The following is a 534-nucleotide window of genomic DNA, read 5'->3' as shown; positions in this document are numbered from 1 at the left end:
TGCAAAACCTCGTGGATCACGCAGCGTCTCTGGCGATCCTTTTGAGTGAATAACGGTCGAAAAACGAACGAAAACAGGAGTCACCTTTCCCTTTTCAGTGAAAGGAGCGGATACCGTTAAATCACTAAAATCGCCAGACGCAACAAATTCACCATGCGCACCCGTGCCACGAGCGTGTACAACTCGCTCAGGAATACGTTCTCTGGCAAAACGTTGCAATTTTTGGATCAGGTGAACGTCTTGCAGCAATACGCTGCCGTTTTCACCTGCTGTGATTGAATTTTGGTTGTCACCGACTGGTGCACCGTTATCTCTTGTCAGGGTTTGCGCCTGTAGAGATGTGCTGGCTAAGCCAACTGTAATTAATAAAAAGCTTTTTGACATCTGCATGGTTGCTCTCCAATGCGTGCTAACCATTTAGTCCACGAGTGGTAAATGGATATTCAAAAGCTCTTTTCTGCCCACGAAGAATATATCTTCAAAGATTCCATTTGTTTAATGGGAATTGGCGATAGATTTGATAGGGATAAACGA

1 protein-coding gene is annotated in these 534 nt (G+C 44.8%); it reads right to left on the bottom strand.

The genetic code is table 11. The features are described 5' to 3' along the window. A partial coding sequence (locus tag R7Z47_RS26605; RefSeq protein ID WP_318130992.1) for a catalase occupies positions 1–390 on the bottom strand: 390 nt, incomplete at its 3' end. Between the last annotated feature and the right edge of the window lie 144 nt (positions 391–534).

Source organism: Vibrio sp. 1641 (assembly GCF_033339995.1).
GTDB classification, from domain to species: Bacteria; Pseudomonadota; Gammaproteobacteria; order Enterobacterales; family Vibrionaceae; genus Vibrio; species Vibrio alginolyticus.
Note: the sequence above shows the minus strand (reverse complement) of the source record. Positions and strands in the feature narration are given on the sequence as shown.